This window comes from Pseudomonas sp. NPDC089395 (assembly GCF_044749525.1).
Taxonomy (GTDB): Bacteria; Pseudomonadota; Gammaproteobacteria; order Pseudomonadales; family Pseudomonadaceae; genus Aquipseudomonas.
The window spans coordinates 233994-246781 of sequence record NZ_JBIVID010000009.1; the positions used below are offsets into that span (position 1 = coordinate 233994).

General features: G+C 56.8%; 24 protein-coding genes and 1 pseudogene. All 25 read right to left on the bottom strand.

The window, feature by feature from the left end:
* Positions 1-49: 49 nt before the first annotated feature.
* Entirely contained in the window at positions 50-1489 is a 1440-nt protein-coding gene (locus tag ACIPZG_RS20200; RefSeq protein WP_400716389.1) for a catalase, read from the bottom strand.
* A 173-nt stretch (positions 1490-1662) separates the two neighbouring features.
* Positions 1663-2049 carry a 50S ribosomal protein L17 gene (gene rplQ / locus ACIPZG_RS20205; RefSeq protein ID WP_003255451.1) on the bottom strand — a complete coding sequence of 129 codons (387 nt, stop codon included), beginning with the start codon at positions 2047-2049 and terminating at the stop codon, positions 1663-1665.
* A 42-nt stretch (positions 2050-2091) separates the two neighbouring features.
* On the bottom strand, positions 2092-3093 hold the full coding sequence (locus ACIPZG_RS20210) for a DNA-directed RNA polymerase subunit alpha (protein WP_003255452.1): 1002 nt from the start codon (positions 3091-3093) through the stop codon (positions 2092-2094).
* A gap of 22 nt (positions 3094-3115) precedes the next feature.
* Positions 3116-3736 (bottom strand): 30S ribosomal protein S4, encoded by a 621-nt coding sequence (gene rpsD, locus ACIPZG_RS20215; RefSeq protein WP_008089778.1) that lies wholly within the window; start codon positions 3734-3736, stop codon positions 3116-3118.
* Positions 3737-3751: 15 nt separating this feature from the next.
* Positions 3752-4141 (bottom strand): 30S ribosomal protein S11, encoded by a 390-nt coding sequence (rpsK, locus tag ACIPZG_RS20220; protein ID WP_003255454.1) that lies wholly within the window; start codon positions 4139-4141, stop codon positions 3752-3754.
* 18 nt (positions 4142-4159) lie between these two features.
* Complete coding sequence (gene rpsM / locus ACIPZG_RS20225; protein WP_003255457.1) at positions 4160-4516, bottom strand: 30S ribosomal protein S13; 357 nt, start codon at positions 4514-4516, stop codon at positions 4160-4162.
* 131 nt (positions 4517-4647) lie between these two features.
* Positions 4648-4764 (bottom strand): 50S ribosomal protein L36, encoded by a 117-nt coding sequence (rpmJ, locus tag ACIPZG_RS20230; protein ID WP_002555468.1) that lies wholly within the window; start codon positions 4762-4764, stop codon positions 4648-4650.
* Positions 4765-4792: 28 nt separating this feature from the next.
* A complete protein-coding gene (gene secY / locus ACIPZG_RS20235; protein WP_003255459.1) occupies positions 4793-6124 on the bottom strand; it encodes a preprotein translocase subunit SecY in 1332 nt (443 codons plus the stop codon).
* Positions 6125-6559, bottom strand: a complete 435-nt coding sequence (gene rplO / locus ACIPZG_RS20240; RefSeq protein WP_008089796.1) for a 50S ribosomal protein L15 — start codon at positions 6557-6559, stop codon at positions 6125-6127. It abuts the gene before it with no gap.
* Positions 6560-6562: 3 nt separating this feature from the next.
* A complete protein-coding gene (rpmD, locus tag ACIPZG_RS20245; protein ID WP_008089798.1) occupies positions 6563-6739 on the bottom strand; it encodes a 50S ribosomal protein L30 in 177 nt (58 codons plus the stop codon).
* 2 nt (positions 6740-6741) lie between these two features.
* Positions 6742-7242: a 30S ribosomal protein S5 gene (gene rpsE / locus ACIPZG_RS20250; protein WP_003255465.1), complete on the bottom strand. Its 501-nt coding sequence runs from the start codon at positions 7240-7242 to the stop codon at positions 6742-6744.
* Between the two features lie 3 nt (positions 7243-7245).
* Positions 7246-7596, bottom strand: a complete 351-nt coding sequence (gene rplR / locus ACIPZG_RS20255) for a 50S ribosomal protein L18 (RefSeq protein ID WP_008089801.1) — start codon at positions 7594-7596, stop codon at positions 7246-7248.
* Positions 7597-7606: 10 nt separating this feature from the next.
* The gene (gene rplF / locus ACIPZG_RS20260; RefSeq protein ID WP_008089803.1) at positions 7607-8140 is read right to left on the bottom strand and encodes a 50S ribosomal protein L6; all 534 of its coding nucleotides are present in this window, start codon (positions 8138-8140) and stop codon (positions 7607-7609) included.
* A gap of 12 nt (positions 8141-8152) precedes the next feature.
* Positions 8153-8545 (bottom strand): 30S ribosomal protein S8, encoded by a 393-nt coding sequence (gene rpsH, locus ACIPZG_RS20265; RefSeq protein ID WP_008089805.1) that lies wholly within the window; start codon positions 8543-8545, stop codon positions 8153-8155.
* A 209-nt stretch (positions 8546-8754) separates the two neighbouring features.
* Positions 8755-9060: a 30S ribosomal protein S14 gene (gene rpsN / locus ACIPZG_RS20270; protein ID WP_008089807.1), complete on the bottom strand. Its 306-nt coding sequence runs from the start codon at positions 9058-9060 to the stop codon at positions 8755-8757.
* 13 nt (positions 9061-9073) lie between these two features.
* Positions 9074-9613, bottom strand: coding sequence for a 50S ribosomal protein L5 (gene rplE, locus ACIPZG_RS20275; RefSeq protein ID WP_003255474.1), 540 nt, complete (start codon positions 9611-9613; stop codon positions 9074-9076).
* Between the two features lie 20 nt (positions 9614-9633).
* Positions 9634-9948: a 50S ribosomal protein L24 gene (gene rplX / locus ACIPZG_RS20280; RefSeq protein ID WP_003255476.1), complete on the bottom strand. Its 315-nt coding sequence runs from the start codon at positions 9946-9948 to the stop codon at positions 9634-9636.
* A gap of 11 nt (positions 9949-9959) precedes the next feature.
* Complete coding sequence (rplN, locus tag ACIPZG_RS20285) at positions 9960-10328, bottom strand: 50S ribosomal protein L14 (RefSeq protein WP_008089810.1); 369 nt, start codon at positions 10326-10328, stop codon at positions 9960-9962.
* A gap of 23 nt (positions 10329-10351) precedes the next feature.
* Complete coding sequence (gene rpsQ, locus ACIPZG_RS20290) at positions 10352-10618, bottom strand: 30S ribosomal protein S17 (RefSeq protein WP_008089812.1); 267 nt, start codon at positions 10616-10618, stop codon at positions 10352-10354.
* A 2-nt stretch (positions 10619-10620) separates the two neighbouring features.
* Positions 10621-10812 carry a 50S ribosomal protein L29 gene (gene rpmC / locus ACIPZG_RS20295; RefSeq protein ID WP_002555481.1) on the bottom strand — a complete coding sequence of 64 codons (192 nt, stop codon included), beginning with the start codon at positions 10810-10812 and terminating at the stop codon, positions 10621-10623.
* On the bottom strand, positions 10812-11225 hold the full coding sequence (gene rplP / locus ACIPZG_RS20300; RefSeq protein WP_003255479.1) for a 50S ribosomal protein L16: 414 nt from the start codon (positions 11223-11225) through the stop codon (positions 10812-10814). The genes rpmC and rplP overlap by 1 nt, the downstream gene beginning before the upstream one ends.
* Before the next feature lie 12 nt (positions 11226-11237).
* Entirely contained in the window at positions 11238-11924 is a 687-nt protein-coding gene (rpsC, locus tag ACIPZG_RS20305; RefSeq protein ID WP_003255481.1) for a 30S ribosomal protein S3, read from the bottom strand.
* Between the two features lie 13 nt (positions 11925-11937).
* On the bottom strand, positions 11938-12270 hold the full coding sequence (gene rplV, locus ACIPZG_RS20310; protein ID WP_003103908.1) for a 50S ribosomal protein L22: 333 nt from the start codon (positions 12268-12270) through the stop codon (positions 11938-11940).
* Positions 12271-12281: 11 nt separating this feature from the next.
* Positions 12282-12557 carry a 30S ribosomal protein S19 gene (gene rpsS, locus ACIPZG_RS20315; RefSeq protein ID WP_003255482.1) on the bottom strand — a complete coding sequence of 92 codons (276 nt, stop codon included), beginning with the start codon at positions 12555-12557 and terminating at the stop codon, positions 12282-12284.
* A gap of 16 nt (positions 12558-12573) precedes the next feature.
* A pseudogene (locus tag ACIPZG_RS20320) lies at positions 12574-12788 on the bottom strand (50S ribosomal protein L2); the annotation flags it as partial.

Below are 12788 nucleotides of genomic sequence, written 5' to 3' on the forward strand. Positions count from 1 at the left end.
TTCATTGAAAAACCGCCCAAATGAGGGCGGTTCTTCTTATCACTTCGAGTTAGGCGAGATTCAGCCCGAGGGATTTGGCGATACCTTCCCCGTAGGCTGGGTCCGCCTTGAAGAAGTACTGCAACTGCCGCTGAATCACGTCTTCGCTGACGCCTGCCATGGCACCGGCGATGTTGTTGATCAGCAGGGCTTTCTGTTCATCACTCATCAGGCGGAACAGCGCGCCGGCATGGCTGTAGTAATCATCGTCCTCGCGGTGGTCATAACGGTCGGCCGAACCATTGAGGGCCAACGCTGGCTCGGCGTGGCGAGGCGACTGTTTCGGTGCATCGGTGTAGCTGTTGGGCTCGTAGTTCGGCGCGTTGCCATAGCTGCCGGTGGCCATCGAACCGTCACGCTGGTAGCTGTTTACCGGGCAACGCGGGGCGTTGACGGGCAACTGCTGGTGGTTGGTGCCCACCCGGTAGCGATGCGCATCTGCATAGGCGAATACGCGGCCTTGCAGCATGCGGTCGGGTGACAGGCCTACACCGGGCACCATGTTGCTCGGGCCAAATGCGGCTTGCTCGACTTCGGCGAAGTAGTTGAGCGGGTTGCGGTTGAGCTCCAGCACGCCCACTTCGATCAGTGGATAGTCCTTTTGCGACCATGTCTTGGTCACGTCGAACGGGTTTTCGTCGCGGCTGGCTGCCTCGGCTTCACTCATCACCTGGATGCAGACGGACCAACGTGGAAAATCACTGCGCTCGATGGCCTCGAACAGGTCACGCTGGGCGTAGTCCGGGTCACTGCCAGCAAGGCGCGCCGCCTCTGCTGGAGCCAGATTCTTGATGCCCTGTTGAGTCTTGAAGTGCCACTTCACCCAGGTGCGCTCGCCTTGCGCATTGATCAGGCTGTAGGTGTGGCTGCCGAAGCCGTGCATGTGGCGGTAACCATCCGGGATACCCCGGTCGGAGAACAGGATGGTGACCTGGTGCAATGCCTCGGGAGAGTGCGACCAGAAATCCCACATCATCTGGGCATTCTTCAAGTTGCTTTGCGGGTGACGCTTCTGGGTGTGGATAAAGTCCGGGAACTTGAGCGGGTCACGGATGAAAAACACCGGCGTGTTGTTACCGACGATGTCCCAGTTGCCTTCCTCGGTGTAGAACTTCACTGCAAAACCACGCGGGTCGCGCTCGGTGTCTGCCGAACCGCGTTCGCCACCAACCGTGGAGAAACGCAGGAAGGTCTCGGTCTGCTTGCCAACCTGTGCGAAAAGCTTGGCACTGGTGTAGCCGGTAATGTCGCGGGTGACAGTGAATGTGCCGTAGGCACCCGACCCCTTGGCGTGAACGCGTCGCTCAGGGATGTTCTCACGGTTGAAGTGGGCGAGCTTCTCGATCAGGTGGAAGTCGTCGAGCAGCAACGGGCCGCGCGGGCCGGCAGAACGGGAATTCTGGTTGTCAGCTACAGGTGCACCGCTGGCGGTGGTGAGTATCTTGCTCATGGGCTCTCCTTAACGGTCTTCAAGCGCCGGGCTAAACGGCTTGAAGGAGAGTATTGAGCAGGTAAGTTAGAAGGACAAATTCATTGATTGATTCACATCAATAGAAACAAACAATACGTGCAGGCACAAAAAACCGGGCACTAGGCCCGGTTCTTTGTAGCAGACAGAACGTCTTACTCAGCAGCTTCTACAGCACCGCCGACCGGACGATCAACCAGCTCGACGTACGCCATAGGCGCGTTGTCGCCAGCGCGGAAACCGCACTTCAGGATGCGCAGGTAGCCGCCCTGACGGGTGGCGTAACGCTTGCCCAGGTCGTTGAACAGTTTGCCAACAGCGGACTTCGAACGGGTACGGTCGAAGGCCAGACGACGGTTAGCAACGCTGTCTTCCTTGGCCAGGGTGATCAGCGGCTCGGCAACGCGGCGCAGTTCCTTGGCTTTCGGCAGGGTGGTTTTGATCAGCTCGTGCTCGATCAACGACACTGCCATGTTCTGGAACATAGCCTTGCGGTGAGAGCTGGTACGGCTCAGGTGACGTCCACTTTTACGATGACGCATGATTCATTCCTTACCAAACACTACGTTCGGTGATTACGACGATCAGGCGGTCGCCTTGTCGTCTTTCTTAAGACTTGCAGGCGGCCAGTTGTCGAGGCGCATGCCGAGAGACAGACCACGAGAGGCCAGGACGTCCTTGATTTCAGTCAGGGACTTCTTGCCCAGGTTAGGAGTCTTCAACAGCTCTACTTCGGTACGCTGAATCAGGTCGCCGATGTAGTAGATGTTCTCCGCCTTGAGGCAGTTGGCCGAACGTACAGTCAGTTCCAGGTCGTCAACCGGACGCAGCAGGATCGGATCGATCTCGTCTTCCTGCTCGACTACGACAGGCTCGCTGTCACCTTTGAGGTCGACGAACGCGGCCAACTGCTGTTGCAGGATGGTCGCAGCGCGGCGGATAGCCTCTTCAGGATCCAGGGTGCCGTTGGTTTCCAGATCAATGACCAGCTTGTCCAAGTTGGTACGCTGTTCAACACGGGCGTTTTCGACCACATAGGCGATACGACGCACCGGGCTGAACGAAGCGTCCAACTGCAGACGGCCAATGCTACGGCTTTCGTCTTCGTCGGTCTGACGGGAGTCGGCCGGCTCGTAACCGCGACCACGAGCTACAGTGAGCTTCATGTTCAGGGCGCCATTCGACGCCAGGTTCGCGATTACGTGATCGGGGTTGACGATCTCGACATCGTGATCCAGCTGAATATCGGCAGCGGTAACCACCCCCGAACCCTTTTTCGACAAGGTCAGCGTAACTTCGTCACGACCGTGCAGCTTGATAGCCAGGCCTTTCAGGTTCAACAGGATTTCAATGACATCTTCCTGTACACCTTCGATCGCGGAGTACTCATGGAGTACGCCATCGATCTCGGCCTCGACTACTGCACAGCCAGGCATGGAGGACAACAGGATGCGGCGCAGCGCGTTGCCCAGGGTATGGCCGAAACCACGCTCGAGAGGCTCGAGCGTGATCTTGGCGCGGGTCGGACTGACTACCTGCACATCAATATGGCGGGGAGTCAGGAACTCATTTACCGAAATCTGCATGGATGCACCTATTTTCTAGCCCTTACTTGGAGTAGAGCTCGACAATCAGGTTTTCGTTGATGTCGGCAGACAGGTCGCCGCGAGCAGGAACGTTCTTGAAAACGCCCGACTTTTTAGCAGCATCTACGTCTACCCACTCAACTCGGCCACGCTGGGCGCACAGTTCAAGGGCTTGAACAATGCGCAGCTGGTTCGACGACTTCTCGCGAACCGCGACCACGTCACCCGGACGAACTTGGTAGGATGGAATGTTTACAGTCTTACCGTTGACGCTGATCGCTTTGTGCGAAACCAGCTGACGGGACTCGGAACGAGTCGAGCCGAAGCCCATACGGTAAACGACGTTATCCAGACGGCACTCGAGCAGTTGCAGCAGGTTCTCACCGGTTGCGCCTTTTTTCGAGGCAGCAGCTTGGTAGTAACCGCGGAACTGACGCTCCAGAACACCGTAGATACGACGGACTTTTTGTTTCTCGCGCAGCTGGGTACCGTAGTCGGACTGACGGCCACGGCGCTGGCCGTGGATACCTGGGGCTGCTTCGATGTTGCACTTCGATTCCAGAGCGCGAACGCCGCTCTTCAGGAACAGATCGGTGCCTTCACGACGAGACAGTTTGCATTTTGGACCAATGTAACGTGCCATTCTTCTGTCTCCTGATTACACGCGGCGCTTCTTCGGCGGACGGCACCCGTTATGCGGGATTGGCGTCACGTCGGTGATGCTGGCGATCTTGTAGCCACAGCTGTTCAAAGCACGAACGGCGGACTCACGACCTGGACCTGGACCCTTGACGTTAACGTCGAGGTTCTTCAGACCGTATTCCAGCGCAGCTTGACCAGCACGCTCAGCAGCGATCTGGGCTGCGAACGGGGTGGATTTGCGCGAACCACGGAAACCCGAACCACCGGAGGTCGCCCAGGACAAAGCATTGCCCTGACGGTCGGTGATGGTCACGATGGTGTTGTTGAAAGACGCATGGATGTGGGCGATGCCATCAACCACTGTCTTTTTGACTTTCTTACGAGGACGAGCAGCAGGTTTTGCCATGTCTATATTCCTGGGCGGTTACTTGCGGATCGGCTTACGCGGGCCCTTACGGGTGCGTGCGTTGGTCTTGGTGCGCTGACCGCGAACCGGCAGACCTTTACGATGACGCAGGCCGCGGTAGCAACCCAGGTCCATCAAGCGCTTGATCTTCATGTTGATGTCACGACGCAGGTCACCTTCAGTGGTGAACTTCGCGACTTCGCCACGCAGGGTTTCGATTTGCTCGTCGCTCAGATCCTTGATCTTTGCGGCTGGGTTGACACCAGCGTCTGCACAGATCTTCTGTGCAGTTGTGCGACCGACACCATAGATGTAGGTCAGCGAGATAACAGTATGCTTGTTATCTGGAATGTTGACGCCTGCAATACGGGCCATTCAGTGGGACTCCAATTGACAGCTACCTACGCCCCGGAAGCCAAGAAATAGGGCGCGAGATAATATCGCTGTAGAAACGAATAATCAACCCAGCAGCACACTAGCTGCTGGGTTTGAAGCGCAGATCACACTCAGCCTTGGCGCTGTTTGTGACGCGGTTCCGCGCTGCAGATCACTCGTACGACGCCTTCGCGACGGATGATCTTGCAGTTACGGCACAGCTTTTTCACCGATGCACGAACTTTCATTACCGACTCCTCGAACCTTAGGGGCGTATCAGCGCAGCAGACCGCTGCCACCGTAGCCTTTCAGGTTGGCTTTCTTCATCAGGGATTCGTACTGGTGCGAAACGAGGTGCGATTGTACTTGGGACATGAAGTCCATCACAACCACTACCACAATCAGCAACGAGGTCCCGCCAAGGTAGAACGGCACATTTGCTGCTACCACCAGGAACTGGGGCAGAAGGCAGACGGCCATCATGTAAAGAGCACCGAACATGGTCAAACGGGTCAGAACGCCATCAATGTAGCGCGCCGACTGCTCACCAGGACGGATACCCGGAATAAAGGCACCGGACTTCTTCAGGTTTTCCGCTACGTCTTTCGGATTGAACATCAACGCTGTGTAGAAGAAGCAGAAGAAAATGATCCCTGCACTAAACAGCAGAATGTTCAACGGCTGACCAGGAGCGATCGACTGCGAGATGTCCTGCAGCCAGCCCATACCTTCGGACTGACCGAACCAGGCACCCAGCGAAGCCGGGAACAGCAGAATGCTGCTCGCGAAAATGGCCGGGATAACCCCCGCCATGTTCACCTTCAGCGGCAAGTGGCTGGTCTGCGCAGCGAAGACCTTGCGGCCCTGCTGACGCTTGGCGTAGTGAACGGCGATACGACGCTGACCACGCTCAATGAACACCACGAAACCGATAATCGCTACTGCCAGCAAACCGATAGCGACCAGGGCGAAAATGTTGATATCGCCTGTGCGCGCAGACTCGAAAGACTGCCCGATTGCTCTCGGAAGACCGGCAACGATACCTGCGAAGATCAACATCGAGATACCGTTGCCCACACCGCGCTCGGTGATCTGCTCGCCCAGCCACATCATGAACATCGCGCCTGCCACGAAAGTGGAGACGGCGACGACATGGAAGCCCAGGCCCGCAGAAAACGCCACGCCCTGGTTGGCCAGGCCAATGGACATGCCAATGGCTTGTACCAGTGCCAGGATAACGGTGCCGTAGCGGGTGTACTGGCTGATCTTGCGACGGCCAGCTTCACCTTCCTTCTTCAACTGCTCCAGTTGCGGGCTGACCGCCGTCATCAGCTGCATGATGATCGATGCCGAGATGTACGGCATGATCCCCAGTGCAAAGATGCTCATGCGCTCGAGCGCGCCACCGGAAAACATGTTGAACAAGCTAAGAATGGTCCCCTCATTCTGCCGAAACAGATCCGCCAGACGGTCCGGATTGATGCCTGGAACCGGGATATGCGCACCTATCCGATAGACGATGATCGCCATGAACAGAAAGCGCAGACGAGCCCAGAGTTCCGACATCCCGCCCTTACCGAGCGAAGAGAGAGCACCTTGCTTAGCCATTTATTCCTCGAACTTGCCGCCAGCTGCTTCGATAGCCGCACGCGCACCCTTGGTGGCTGCGATACCCTTGATGGTGACTGCGCGAGTGACTTCGCCAGACAGCATGATTTTCACACGCTGTACGTTCTGGTTGATCACGTTGGCATCCTTCAAGGATTGCACGGAGATCACGTCGCCTTCCACCTTGGCCAGCTCGGACAGACGCACTTCGGCGCGGTCCATGGCTTTCAGGGAAACGAAGCCGAATTTCGGCAGACGACGGTGCAGCGGCTGTTGACCGCCTTCGAAGCCCGGAGCGATCGAACCACCCGAACGGGAGGTCTGACCTTTGTGGCCACGGCCGCCGGTCTTACCCAGACCGCTACCGATACCACGACCCGGACGATGCTTTTCGCGACGGGAACCCGGCGCTGGACTCAGATCATTGAGTTTCATCGATTAACCCTCGACGCGCAGCATGTAGTAAGCCTTGTTGATCATCCCGCGGTTCTCGGGAGTATCCTGGACTTCTACAGTGTGACCGATGCGACGCAGACCCAGACCCTTAACGCACAGTTTGTGGTTAGGAATACGGCCCGAGACGCTCTTGATCAGCGTTACTTTTACGGTTGCCATGATCAGAAGATCTCCTCAACGCTCTTGCCGCGCTTGGCAGCAATGGACTCAGGAGATTGCATGGCTTTCAGACCCTTGAAGGTGGCGTAAACCACGTTCACTGGGTTGGTCGAACCGTAGCACTTGGCCAGGACGTTCTGAACACCAGCAACTTCCAGGACAGCACGCATGGCGCCGCCGGCGATGATACCGGTACCTTCCGAAGCAGGCTGCATGTAAACCTTCGAGGCGCCGTGGGCAGCCTTGGTGGCGTACTGCAGGGTGGTGCCCTTCAGGTCAACCTGGATCATGTTGCGACGAGCAGCTTCCATGGCTTTCTGGATCGCGGCAGGTACTTCGCGCGATTTGCCACGGCCGAAGCCAACGCGACCCTTGCCATCACCAACCACGGTCAGCGCGGTGAAGGTGAAGATACGGCCGCCTTTAACGGTTTTAGCTACGCGGTTAACTTGAACCAGCTTCTCGATGTAGCCTTCGTCGCGCTTTTGATCGTTATTTGCCATAACTTAGAACTCCAGCCCGCCTTCACGAGCAGCATCAGCCAGCGCTTTGACGCGGCCATGGTACTTGAAGCCGGAACGGTCAAAGGCAACTTGAGATACACCGGCGGCTTTCGCGCGCTCAGCTACCAGCTTGCCAACCTTAGTGGCCGCGTCGATGTTGCCAGTGGCGCCATCACGCAGGTCTTTGTCCAAGGTCGAGGCGCTTGCCAGAACCTTGCTGCCGTCGGCCGAAATGACCTGGGCATAGATGTGCTGCGAGGAGCGGAACACGCACAGGCGCACGACTTCGAGTTCGTGCATCTTGAGACGTGCTTTGCGAGCGCGACGCAGTCGAGTAACTTTTTTGTCGGTCATTTGCTAGGCCCTACTTCTTCTTGGCTTCTTTACGACGGACTACTTCGTCCGCGTAACGCACACCCTTGCCTTTGTACGGCTCTGGTGGACGGAAGTCGCGGATTTCAGCGGCCACCTGACCTACCAGCTGCTTGTCGATACCCTTGATCAGGATGTCGGTCTGGCTAGGAGTTTCAGCGGTGATACCGGCTGGCAGTTCGTAGTCCACTGGATGCGAGAAGCCCAGAGCCAGGTTCAGGACGGTGCCTTTAGCCTGTGCCTTGTAACCAACACCGACCAGCTGGAGCTTGCGCTCGAAGCCTTGGCTTACGCCTTGGACCATGTTGTTGACCAGAGCACGGGTAGTACCGGCCATGGCGCGAGCTTGCTGATCACCGTTGCGAGCGACGAAACGCAGTTCGCCGGACTCTTCGGTAACTTCAACAGACGAGTGAACGTTCAGTTCGAGAGCGCCTTTGGCACCCTTCACCGAAAGCTGCTGGCCGGCGAATTTTACTTCGACGCCTGCTGGCAGCTTAACGGGGTTCTTAGCGACGCGAGACATGCCTATCTCCCCTTAGAACACTGTGCACAGAACTTCGCCGCCGACACCGGCAGCGCGCGCAGCGCGGTCAGTCATCACACCTTTGTTGGTGGAGACGATAGACACGCCCAGGCCGCCACGAACTTTCGGCAGATCTGTGACGGACTTGTACTGGCGCAGGCCAGGACGGCTGGAACGCTTCAGTTCCTCGATGACCGGACGGCCTTCGAAGTACTTGAGTTCGATCGACAGGGACGGCTTGGCCTCACCAGTAACCTGGTAGCCAGCGATGTAACCTTCGTCTTTCAGAACTTTGGCAACCGCGACCTTCAGGGTAGAGGAAGGCATGCTTACGACGGACTTTTCAGCCATCTGGGCATTACGGATGCGAGTTAGCATGTCCGCTAACGGGTCCTGCATACTCATGGGCTAGATGCTCCTGATACAAGAATTATTAGCCTTGCGGCTATCACAACCACCCGAGCGGGCAGGGTAAAAAACCCAGGCTCGGGTGAGCCGGTCATTCTAGACACAAGGCAGAAACGAAACAAGCCCCATATAGGGGCTTGTTTCTAGGTGAGGTCACCGACGGTCGGAAGATTGCTCCCCTTCCGTCGGGATCACACCGACAGCGATTACCAGGAGGCCTTGACCAGACCTGGTACGTCGCCGCGCATTGCAGCTTGACGCAGCATGTTACGGCCCAGGCCGAACTTACGGTATACACCGTGAGGACGACCGGTCAGGCGGCAACGGTTGCGCAGGCGCGCAGCGCTAGCGTCACGCGGTTGCTTCTGCAGAGCGACTACGGCAGCGAAACGCTCTTCTGGAGAGGCGTTCACGTTGACGATGGTCGCTTTCAGCTCAGCGCGCTTTTTAGCGAACTTGGCTACCGTGAGCTGACGCTTCAGCTCGCGGTTTTTCATGCTCTTCTTGGCCATTTTCCTACTCCAATCAGTTGCGGAACGGGAACTTGAAAGCACGCAGCAGAGCGCGGCCTTCGTCGTCCGAACGAGCAGTGGTGGTCAGGGTGATGTCCAAACCGCGCAGAGCATCGATCTTGTCGTAATCGATTTCCGGGAAGATGATCTGCTCTTTCACGCCCATGCTGTAGTTGCCACGGCCATCGAAGGACTTGGCATTCAGGCCGCGGAAGTCGCGTACCCGAGGCAGGGAGATCGCCAGCAGGCGGTCCAGGAATTCGTACATCTTGTCGCTACGCAGGGTCACCTTGACGCCGATCGGCCATCCTTCACGGACTTTGAAGCCCGCGATGGATTTACGAGCGAAAGTCACGACCGGCTTTTGACCGGTGATCTTTTCCAGGTCGGCTACAGCGTGCTCGATGACTTTCTTGTCACCGATGGCTTCGCCCAGACCCATGTTCAGGGTGATCTTGGTTACGCGTGGAACTTCCATCACGTTCGACAGCTTAAGTTCTTCCTTAAGCTTGGGAGCGATTTCGTTCCGGTAAATCTCTTTCAGTCGTGCCATGGTCTTCTACCTAGCAGTGTTCAAGCATCAACCGCTTTTTGGGTCGACTTGAAGACACGAATTTTCTTACCGTCTTCTACTTTGAAACCAACGCGGTCAGCCTTGTTGGTTTCGCCGTTGAAGATGGCAACGTTGGAAGCGTGCAGAGGCGCTTCTTTTTCGACGATACCGCCCTGAACGCCCGCCATCGGGTTAGGCTTGGTATGACGCTTAACCAGGTTCACACCACCGATGACCAGACGGTCATCAGCGAGAACCTTCAGCACCTTACCGCGCTTACCTTTGTCTTTGCCGGCGATCACGATGATCTCGTCGTCACGACGAATCTTTTGCATGTCGGATCTCCTTACAGCACTTCAGGGGCGAGCGAGACGATCTTCATGAACTTCTCAGTACGAAGTTCACGGGTCACTGGCCCGAAGATGCGAGTGCCGATCGGCTCTTGCTTGGTGTTCAGCAGAACAGCAGCGTTGCCGTCGAAACGAATGATGGAACCGTCAGCGCGACGTACACCGTGACGGGTACGGACGACAACAGCGGTCATCACCTGGCCTTTTTTGACCTTACCGCGCGGAATTGCTTCCTTGACGGTTACTTTGATGATGTCACCGATGCCGGCGTAACGGCGGTGCGAACCGCCGAGTACCTTGATGCACATGACGCGACGAGCGCCGCTGTTATCGGCCACATCGAGCATGGATTGAGTCTGAATCATAAAATTTCTCCGACCCCTAGCCCTTAGACTTCAACAGCGCGTTCGAGGACTTCAACCAGTGCCCAGGACTTGGTCTTGGCCAGCGGACGGGTTTCACGGATGGAAACCTTGTCGCCGATTTTGCACTGGTTGGATTCGTCGTGCGCGTGCAGCTTAGTCGAACGCTTAACGTATTTACCGTAGATCGGGTGCTTTACGCGACGCTCGATCAGAACGGTGATGGTCTTGTCCATTTTGTCGCTGACGACACGGCCAGTCAGCGTACGGACGGTTTTTTCAGCTTCAGCCATGATCACTTACCTGCCTGCTGGTTGAGCACAGTTTTCACGCGAGCGATGTCACGCTTAACTTGCGAGAGCAGGTGCGACTGACCCAACTGGCCAGTTGCTTTCTGCATACGCAGATTGAACTGGTCGCGCAGCAAGCCGAGCAATTGCTCATTCAGTTGCTGTGCAGATTTTTCACGAAGTTCATTCGCTTTCATCACATCACCGTCCGCTTAACAAAGGAGGTGGCGAGAGGCAGCTTTGCAGCAGCCAGGGCGAAAGCTTCGCGCGCCAGCTCTTCAGAAACACCCTCGATCTCGTACAGGACTTTGCCTGGCTGGATCTGGGCAACCCAGTATTCCACGGAGCCCTTACCTTTACCCATACGAACCTCGAGAGGCTTCTTGGAGATCGGCTTGTCCGGGAACACACGGATCCAGATCTTACCGCCACGTTTAACGTGACGGGTCAGCGCACGACGTGCGGACTCGATCTGGCGAGCGGTGAGGCGACCGCGAGCAACAGCTTTCAGGGCGAATTCGCCGAAGCTGACTTTGCTACCGCGCAGTGCCAGACCACGGTTGTGGCCAGTCATCTGCTTGCGGAATTTTGTACGCTTTGGTTGCAACATTTGGCGTACCCCTTACTTAGCAGCTTTTTTACGAGGCGCTGGTGCTTGTGGTTTCAGTTCTTCTTGGCGACCACCAATAACTTCGCCTTTGAAGATCCAAACCTTCACACCGATCACACCGTAAGTGGTGTGAGCTTCGTAGGTGTTGTAGTCGATATCGGCACGCAGGGTGTGCAGGGGCACACGACCTTCGCGATACCACTCGGTACGAGCAATCTCAGCACCGCCGAGACGACCGCTCACCTGGATCTTGATGCCCTTGGCACCAATACGCATGGCGTTCTGCACGGCGCGCTTCATGGCGCGACGGAACATTACGCGGCGTTCCAGCTGCTGAGCTACGCTCTGCGCAACCAGCATAGCGTCGAGTTCCGGCTTGCGGATCTCTTCGATGTTGATGTGCACAGGCACACCCATCTGCTTGGTCAGGTCCTGACGCAGCTTCTCGACATCCTCACCTTTCTTCCCGATAACGATACCTGGACGAGCGGTGTGGATGGTGATGCGTGCAGTTTGAGCCGGACGATGAATATCGATACGGCTTACGGACGCGCTTTTTAGTTTGTCTTGGAGGTACTCACGCGTTTTCAGATCCTTCAACAGGTAATCTGCGTAAGTAGCACCGTCTGCGTACCAGACGGAGGTGTGCTCCTTGACGATTCCCAGGCGAATGCCAGTGGGATGTACTTTCTGACCCATCTGATCGACTCCGTTACTTGTCCGCAACCTTGACAGTGATATGGCAAGACCGCTTGACGATGCGATCAGCACGGCCTTTGGCACGTGGCATGATGCGCTTCAGCGAACGCCCTTCGTTGACGAAGACGGTGGAGACCTTCAGGTCATCAACGTCTGCGCCTTCGTTGTGTTCGGCGTTGGCAACGGCCGACTCGAGGACTTTCTTCATGATTTCAGCGGCTTTTTTGCTGCTGAAGGCCAACAGGTTGAGCGCTTCGCCCACCTTCTTCCCGCGGATCTGGTCGGCGACCAAGCGGGCTTTCTGGGCGGAGATGCGAGCGCCCGACAACTTAGCGGCTACTTCCATTTCCTTACCCCTTAACGCTTGGCTTTCTTGTCAGCCACGTGCCCGCGATAGGTGCGGGTACCGGCGAACTCGCCCAGTTTGTGGCCGACCATGTCTTCGTTCACGAGAACTGGGACATGCTGGCGACCGTTGTGAACCGCGATGGTCAGACCGACCATTTGTGGCAGGATCATCGAGCGACGCGACCAGGTTTTAACTGGCTTGCGATCGTTCTTCTCCACCGCCACTTCGACCTTCTTCAACAGGTGAAGATCGATAAAAGGACCTTTTTTCAGAGAACGTGGCACTGTCGTATCCCTCTAGTTACTTGCGACGACGGACGATCATGTTGTCGGTACGCTTATTACCGCGGGTTTTAGCACCCTTGGTTGGGAAGCCCCATGGCGATACCGGATGACGACCACCGGAGGTACGACCTTCACCACCACCATGTGGGTGGTCAACCGGGTTCATGGCAACACCACGAACGGTTGGGCGAACGCCGCGCCAGCGTTTGGCACCAGCTTTACCCAGCGAGC

Coding starts and splice junctions, on each gene's coding strand:
- ACIPZG_RS20200 (WP_400716389.1), bottom strand. CDS start 1,489: ATGAGCAAGATACTCACCACCGCCAGCGGTGCACCTGTAGCTGACAAC.
- rplP (WP_003255479.1), bottom strand. CDS start 11,225: ATGTTGCAACCAAAGCGTACAAAATTCCGCAAGCAGATGACTGGCCAC.
- rpsC (WP_003255481.1), bottom strand. CDS start 11,924: ATGGGTCAGAAAGTACATCCCACTGGCATTCGCCTGGGAATCGTCAAG.
- rpsD (WP_008089778.1), bottom strand. CDS start 3,736: ATGGCACGTTACATTGGTCCAAAATGCAAACTGTCTCGTCGTGAAGGC.
- secY (WP_003255459.1), bottom strand. CDS start 6,124: ATGGCTAAGCAAGGTGCTCTCTCTTCGCTCGGTAAGGGCGGGATGTCG.
- rpsM (WP_003255457.1), bottom strand. CDS start 4,516: ATGGCCCGTATTGCAGGCGTCAACATTCCAGATAACAAGCATACTGTT.
- rplR (WP_008089801.1), bottom strand. CDS start 7,596: ATGACCGACAAAAAAGTTACTCGACTGCGTCGCGCTCGCAAAGCACGT.
- rplF (WP_008089803.1), bottom strand. CDS start 8,140: ATGTCTCGCGTCGCTAAGAACCCCGTTAAGCTGCCAGCAGGCGTCGAA.
- rplO (WP_008089796.1), bottom strand. CDS start 6,559: ATGAAACTCAATGATCTGAGTCCAGCGCCGGGTTCCCGTCGCGAAAAG.
- rpsK (WP_003255454.1), bottom strand. CDS start 4,141: ATGGCAAAACCTGCTGCTCGTCCTCGTAAGAAAGTCAAAAAGACAGTG.
- rpsH (WP_008089805.1), bottom strand. CDS start 8,545: ATGAGTATGCAGGACCCGTTAGCGGACATGCTAACTCGCATCCGTAAT.
- rplE (WP_003255474.1), bottom strand. CDS start 9,613: ATGGCACGACTGAAAGAGATTTACCGGAACGAAATCGCTCCCAAGCTT.
- ACIPZG_RS20210 (WP_003255452.1), bottom strand. CDS start 3,093: ATGCAGATTTCGGTAAATGAGTTCCTGACTCCCCGCCATATTGATGTG.
- rpmD (WP_008089798.1), bottom strand. CDS start 6,739: ATGGCAACCGTAAAAGTAACGCTGATCAAGAGCGTCTCGGGCCGTATT.
- rpmC (WP_002555481.1), bottom strand. CDS start 10,812: ATGAAAGCGAATGAACTTCGTGAAAAATCTGCACAGCAACTGAATGAG.
- rplV (WP_003103908.1), bottom strand. CDS start 12,270: ATGGAAGTAGCCGCTAAGTTGTCGGGCGCTCGCATCTCCGCCCAGAAA.
- rplN (WP_008089810.1), bottom strand. CDS start 10,328: ATGATTCAGACTCAATCCATGCTCGATGTGGCCGATAACAGCGGCGCT.
- rplQ (WP_003255451.1), bottom strand. CDS start 2,049: ATGCGTCATCGTAAAAGTGGACGTCACCTGAGCCGTACCAGCTCTCAC.
- rpmJ (WP_002555468.1), bottom strand. CDS start 4,764: ATGAAAGTTCGTGCATCGGTGAAAAAGCTGTGCCGTAACTGCAAGATC.
- rpsE (WP_003255465.1), bottom strand. CDS start 7,242: ATGGCAAATAACGATCAAAAGCGCGACGAAGGCTACATCGAGAAGCTG.
- rplX (WP_003255476.1), bottom strand. CDS start 9,948: ATGCAAAAGATTCGTCGTGACGACGAGATCATCGTGATCGCCGGCAAA.
- rpsQ (WP_008089812.1), bottom strand. CDS start 10,618: ATGGCTGAAGCTGAAAAAACCGTCCGTACGCTGACTGGCCGTGTCGTC.
- rpsN (WP_008089807.1), bottom strand. CDS start 9,060: ATGGCCAAGAAGAGCATGAAAAACCGCGAGCTGAAGCGTCAGCTCACG.